The sequence below is a fragment of the Streptomyces sp. MnatMP-M17 genome (genome assembly GCF_900091995.1).
Lineage (GTDB): Bacteria > Actinomycetota > Actinomycetes > Streptomycetales > Streptomycetaceae > Streptomyces.
Window position 1 is genome coordinate 1 of sequence record NZ_FMDK01000902.1, and the last position, 5,751, is coordinate 5,751.

Consider the following 5,751-nt stretch of genomic DNA (forward strand, 5'->3'; position numbering starts at 1 on the left):
GGCGGCTGATCGCCGCCAACAACGCCCGCCAGTCGGGCCGGCCCGTGCCCGAGGACGCCAGAAGGCCGCTGTGGATCCTGGTGGACCGGCCGAGCGTCTTCGGGCATCTCGCGGCGGCCGACGGACGGCGCGATCCGCAGGAGCTGCTCCATGTGCCGCTGCGGCACGGCAGGGCCGTCCATATCACCGTGGTGGTGGCCGATCAGCTCGACGGTCTGGACGCGCTGGACGAGACCGTACGGAGCCACACGCGCGCCCGGGTGATCCTCGGTCCGGTCGCGGCGCCGCAGGTGGAAGCAGTACTTGAGGCGCCGCCGCACACCACACCCACGCCGGACGTCCCACCCGGCAGAGGCTATGCGCGGCTCGGTACGGGCCCGGTGCTCAGACTCCAGGTCCCGGCGACGCCCGATCCGTACGACGACGGCACGAGCGACGCCCACCGCCGTGCCGTCCTGGAACTCCTGCCGGAGCCTCTCGCGCGGGAGCGGGTGCCCGAGCAGGAGCAGATGCCGCACCGTACGGTCGAATCACCGCAGGCGTCAGGCCCGGTCGGCCGTCAGGTGCCGGCCGAGGGCTGAGGCCTCTTCCTCTCCTCTCCGTTACGCGACAAAGGTGCGCGGCGCGTCCGTTCCCGTGCTCGCGCCCGTCTCCACCAGCCGCGCCGCCGCCGCCAGCCGGGCAGCTGCCTCGACGGCGACCGGGCCGCCCACGGTGAACGGAAGCCGTACGTATCCCTCGAAGGCGCCGTCGACCCCGAAGCGCGGTCCCGACGGCACCCGTACACCGACGCGTTCGCCCACCTCGGCCAGCCGCGAGCCGGAGAGTCCGCCCGTACGCACCCACAGGGTCAGCCCGCCGCGCGGCACCGCGAACTCCCAGCCGGGCAGCCGCTCGCGTACCGCCGCCACCAGCGCGTCCCGGTTCTCGCGCGCCTGGACCCGGCGCAGGGCGACCGCCTCCTCCCAGCCGCCGGTCCCCATCAGCCAGTTGATGGCGAGCTGCTCCAGCACCGGAGTGCCGAGATCGGCGTACGCGCGAGCCGCGACCAGGGACCGGATCACATCCGGCGCCGCGCGCACCCAGCCGATCCGCATCCCCGCCCAGAACGCCTTGCTGGCCGAGCCGACCGTGAGAACCGTGCTGCCCGCCGGATCGAAGGCACAGACCGGCCTCGGCATATCGACATCCGCGTCGAGATACAGCTCGGACATCGTCTCGTCCACGACCAGCACCGTGCCCGCCGAGCGTGCCGCGTCGACAAGCTGCCGCCGCTGGTGCTGGTCGGCCAGCGCGCCCGTCGGATTGTGGAAGTCGGCCACCACATAGGCGAGCCGCGGCGCGGCCTCCCGCAGCACCTGGCGCCAGCGCGCCAGATCCCAGCCGGTCAGCCCTTCCGCCATGGCGACCGGCACCAGCCGGGCGCCCGCCTCCCGCATCAGCTGGAGGATATTGGCGTACGAGGGCGACTCCACCGCGATCCGCTCGCCGCGGCCCGCGAAGAGATGGCAGATCGCGTCGATCGCGCCCATCGCGCCCGTGGTGACCATGATCTGTTCGGGCATGGTCGGGATGCCGCGCTCGGTGTACCGGTCGGCGAGCATCTGCCGCAGCGCGGGCAGTCCGGCCGGATAGTCGCCATGGGTGTGCGCGTACGGCGGCAGCTCCTCCAGCGCGCCCTGTACGGCCCGGGTCAGCCAGGGCTCGGGAGCGGGTAGGGCGGCGGTGCCGAGATCGATCATCGAGCCCAGCGACTCGGGCGGCAGCGGTTCGAGTCCGCGCGCGGGCAGCGGATTGCCGGCCGGTACGGCGGTCCAGCTCCCGGCGCCTCTACGGGACTCCAGAAATCCTTCGGCGCGCAGCGCCTCGTACGCGGCGGCCACGGTCGTACGGCTCACCGAGAGGGAGAGGGCGAGTTCGCGCTCCGCGGGCAGCCGCGCGGCGACGGGAACGCGCCCTTCGAGGACGAGCAGCCGGATGCCGTCGGCGAGGGCCCGGTAGGCCGGCGGCCTGCGGGTGCCGGGGCCCGCGGGCGTGGGCTGCTGGGTGCTGAGCTGCCGCGCGAGCTGAGCCGCACCGACGGCCGAGGTCCACTGCGCCATGAAAATCAGTCCACCTTCCTTGAATTGGCCATGGATGGCACCGATCGGCCAGCCACAGAGTGACGCGTACCAGTCCACCATCGCACCAAGGGGCCGCGTCGTGTCCAATCTCCCTCGCCCTGCCCGGCGTCTCACCCGCAGGGTGACGCAACTCTCCGTCGGTCTCGCGCTGTACGGAGCGAGCGCGGCGCTGCTGGTGCGCGGCGGGCTCGGGCTGGAGCCCTGGGGGGTGCTGCACCAAGGGCTCTCCGAGCTGACCGGACTGACCATGGGCGTCGTCTCGATCATCGTGGGCGCGGTCGTGCTGCTGCTCTGGATCCCGATCCGGCAGCGCCCGGGGCCGGGCACGGTCGCCAATGTCTTCGCGGTCGGTATCGCGATGGACGCCACGCTCGCGCTCGTTCCCGACGGCCATGGCCCGACCGCCCGTATACCGCTGCTGATCAGCGGCATCGTCCTCAACGGAGTGGCCACCGGGCTCTACATAGCGGCCCGGTTCGGTCCCGGGCCGCGCGACGGTCTGATGACGGGCCTGCACCGGCTGACCGGCCGCTCGGTGCGGCTGGTCCGTACGGCGATCGAGGTCGCCGTCGTCGCCACCGGCTTCGTGCTCGGCGGCTCGGTGGGCATCGGTACGATCGCCTACGCCCTGGCCATCGGACCGCTCGCCCAGCTCTTCCTGCGCGTCTTCGCCATCCCGACGGCGGGCACCGGCAGTACGGCCGTCGCCGCCGGGACACCGGCGCGGGCCATACTGCGGCGGTGACTCGCGTACCCCACCCCTATCTCGACCGGCCGACTCCGATCCCGTTCGCCCATCGCGGCGGCGCGGCGGACGGTCTGGAGAACACCGCGGCGGCCTTCCGGCGCGCCGCCGGACTCGGCTACCGCCACTTCGAGACCGATGTGCACGCCACGGCGGACGGCCGGCTCGTCGCCTTCCACGACGCGACTCTGGACCGCGTGACCGACAGCCGCGGCCGGATCGTGGATCTGCCCTGGGCGGAGGTGCGCCGGGCACGGGTGGCGGGCAGCGAGCCGCTGCCGCTCTTCGAGGAGCTGCTCGAAGAGTTTCCCGAGGCGCGCTGGAACGTGGACATCAAGGCCGCTCCCGCGCTGGTCCCGCTGGTCGAGCTGATCCGCAGGACCGGGAGCTGGGACCGGGTGTGCGTCGGCTCGTTCTCCGAGGCCCGGGTGGCCCGCGCGGCCCGGCTCGCGGGCCCGCGGCTGGCCACCTCGTACGGCGTACGCGGTGTGCTGGGCCTGCGGCTGCGCTCGTACGGAATCCCGGCGCCGGTCCGTCCCGGCGCTGTGTGCGCACAGGTTCCCGAGACACAGAGCGGTATCCGGGTGGTGGACGAGCGCTTCGTCCGTATGGCACACGCACGCGGTCTTCAGGTCCATGTCTGGACGGTCAATGAACCGGATCGGATGGAGGCGCTGCTCGATCTCGGCGTGGATGGCATCATGACGGATCAACTGGAAGCGCTGCGCACGGTGTTGACCGCGCGAGGAGCCTGGCATTGACGGGCGTGGCGTCGGCACGCAAGGTACGCAAGAGATGAGGACACCCGGGGTGACCGCTGAGACCGCCGTGGACCGGACCGACGGGACGGCGGACCGCAGACGCGAGCAACGCGGCTGGTACTTCTACGACTTCGCGTGCTCCGTCTACTCGACGAGTGTGCTGACGGTCTTCCTCGGCCCTTATCTCACCTCGGTGGCGAAGGCCGCGGCCGACGCCGACGGTTTCGTCCGGCCGCTGGGCATACCGGTGCGCGCGGGCTCGGTCTTCGCGTACGCGGTCTCCGTCTCGGTGGTGGTGGCGGTGCTGGTGATGCCGCTGGTGGGCGCGGTGGCCGACCGTACGGGACGCAAGAAGCCGCTGCTGGCCGCCGCCGCGTACCTGGGCGCGACCGCCACGGCGTGCATGTTCTTCCTGGACGGCGACCGCTATCTGCTGGGTGCGCTGCTGCTGATCGTGGCGAACGCCTCGATCTCGGTGTCCATGGTGCTCTACAACGCGTATCTGCCGCAGATCGCCGGGCCCGAGGAGCGTGATGCGGTCTCCTCGCGGGGCTGGGCGTTCGGCTACACCTCGGGCGCGCTGGTCCTCGTCCTGAATCTGGTGCTCTACACCGGCCATGAGTCCTTCGGTCTCTCCGAGTCGACGGCGGTACGGATCTGTCTGGCCTCCGCCGGAGTCTGGTGGGGCGCCTTCACGATCGTGCCGCTGCGCCGACTGCGGGACCGGAAGATCGCACGGGAGGGCGGCGGTTCCGCGGGCGAGGGCGCGTTGGGAGCCGGCTGGCGTCAACTGATGGCCACGCTGCGGGACATGCGGCGCCATCCGCTGACGCTCTCGTTCCTGCTCGCCTATCTCCTCTACAACGACGGTATCCAGACGGTGATCTCACAGGCCTCGATCTACGGCTCCGAGGAACTGGGCCTGGACCAGACGACGCTGATCACCGCCGTGCTGCTGGTGCAGATCCTGGCGGTCGGCGGTGCGCTCGGCATGGGCCGGATGGCCAGGGTGTACGGCGCCAAGCGCACGATCCTGGCCTCGCTGGCCGTCTGGACGCTGATCCTCACGGCCGGCTACTTCCTGCCCGCCGGCGCACCGGTCGCGTTCTATCTGCTGGCCGCGGCGATCGGTCTGGTGCTGGGCGGCAGCCAGGCGCTGTCCCGTTCGCTCTTCTCCCATCTCGTACCGCACGGCAAGGAGGCCGAGTACTTCTCCGCTTACGAGATGAGCGACCGCGGCCTGAGCTGGCTGGGACCACTGGTGTTCGGGCTGGCGTATCAGCTCACGGGCAGCTACCGGGATGCGATCATCTCGCTGGTGGTCTTCTTCGTGCTCGGGTTCGGCCTGCTGGCGAGGGTCCCGGTCGGCCGGGCGATCATGGCCGCGGGAAATCCCGTACCGGAGCGGATTTAGACGTTGAAGTGAAAGGGCGGTAGTGTACGCGTTTGGCCTGCCAGGCGGACCGTTACTGCGTATGCGGGAATCGGAATCGCTGGGTGACATCTCCTGTTAGATGTGACAAACCGGGCGCTGGTGGGTACAACAAGGGCGGCACGACGGGCGACGCATGACTCGGAACGGGGAATCTTTACCGCCGACCGGACGTTGACCGGATGACGACGACAGCGACACCTGTCCTGTGGGCGACAAGCCCGGGAGGCACGATTCATGAGTGAGCGAGCTCTCCGCGGCACGCGACTCGTGGTTACCAGCTACGAGACGGACCGCGGCATCGATCTGGCCCCGCGCCAGGCGGTGGAGTACGCATGCCAGAACGGCCATCGATTTGAGATGCCGTTCTCGGTAGAGGCGGAAATTCCGCCGGAGTGGGAGTGCAAGGCGTGTGGCGCCCAGGCACTCCTGGTGGACGGGGATGGTCCCGAAGAGAAGAAGGGCAAGCCTGCGCGTACGCACTGGGACATGCTCATGGAGCGGCGCACCCGCGAGGAGCTGGAGGAGGTGCTGGCCGAGAGGCTGGCCGTCCTGCGCTCCGGCGCCATGAACATCGCTGTGCACCCGCGGGACAGCCGGAAGTCCGCCTGACCGCGTAACCGATCGCATACGACAAGCGAGACAACAGCACAGAGCCGCGGGCCGCGTCACACCATGTGTGCCGCGGCC

The 5,751-nt window shown here is 70.7% G+C and carries 5 protein-coding genes and 1 pseudogene; 5 read left to right on the forward strand and 1 reads right to left on the reverse strand.

The window, feature by feature from the left end; genetic code table 11:
- Window positions 1–581, forward strand: a pseudogene (locus tag GA0115259_RS33070) (hypothetical protein); the annotation flags it as partial.
- A gap of 21 nt (window positions 582–602) precedes the next feature.
- Here the strand turns inward: GA0115259_RS33070 and GA0115259_RS33075 are convergent.
- The gene (locus GA0115259_RS33075; RefSeq protein WP_093603787.1) at window positions 603–2,102 is read right to left on the reverse strand and encodes an SCO1417 family PLP biosynthesis transcription factor; all 1,500 of its coding nucleotides are present in this window, start codon (window positions 2,100–2,102) and stop codon (window positions 603–605) included.
- On the opposite strand from GA0115259_RS33075, the gene GA0115259_RS33080 reads away from it, so the two are divergent.
- The 4 genes from GA0115259_RS33080 (at window position 2,101) to GA0115259_RS33095 (ending at window position 5,673) form a co-directional block, all read left to right on the forward strand.
- Window positions 2,101–2,868 (forward strand): membrane protein YczE, encoded by a 768-nt coding sequence (locus tag GA0115259_RS33080; RefSeq protein WP_370749050.1) that lies wholly within the window; start codon window positions 2,101–2,103, stop codon window positions 2,866–2,868. The genes GA0115259_RS33075 and GA0115259_RS33080 overlap by 2 nt on opposite strands.
- Window positions 2,865–3,629 (forward strand): glycerophosphodiester phosphodiesterase family protein, encoded by a 765-nt coding sequence (locus GA0115259_RS33085; RefSeq protein ID WP_093603783.1) that lies wholly within the window; start codon window positions 2,865–2,867, stop codon window positions 3,627–3,629. The genes GA0115259_RS33080 and GA0115259_RS33085 overlap by 4 nt, the downstream gene beginning before the upstream one ends.
- 34 nt (window positions 3,630–3,663) lie before the next feature.
- Window positions 3,664–5,043, forward strand: a complete 1,380-nt coding sequence (locus GA0115259_RS33090; protein WP_093603785.1) for an MFS transporter — start codon at window positions 3,664–3,666, stop codon at window positions 5,041–5,043.
- Window positions 5,044–5,298: 255 nt separating this feature from the next.
- Complete coding sequence (locus GA0115259_RS33095) at window positions 5,299–5,673, forward strand: RNA polymerase-binding protein RbpA (RefSeq protein WP_003959706.1); 375 nt, start codon at window positions 5,299–5,301, stop codon at window positions 5,671–5,673.
- Window positions 5,674–5,751 lie beyond the last annotated feature (78 nt).

What these genes read in the sequence shown, in the direction of transcription:
- GA0115259_RS33095 (WP_003959706.1), top strand. Translation starts at nt 5,299, where the DNA reads ATGAGTGAGCGAGCTCTCCGCGGCACGCGACTCGTGGTTACCAGCTAC.
- GA0115259_RS33090 (WP_093603785.1), top strand. Translation starts at nt 3,664, where the DNA reads ATGAGGACACCCGGGGTGACCGCTGAGACCGCCGTGGACCGGACCGAC.
- GA0115259_RS33075 (WP_093603787.1), bottom strand. Translation starts at nt 2,102, where the DNA reads ATGGCGCAGTGGACCTCGGCCGTCGGTGCGGCTCAGCTCGCGCGGCAG.
- GA0115259_RS33080 (WP_370749050.1), top strand. Translation starts at nt 2,101, where the DNA reads ATGAAAATCAGTCCACCTTCCTTGAATTGGCCATGGATGGCACCGATC.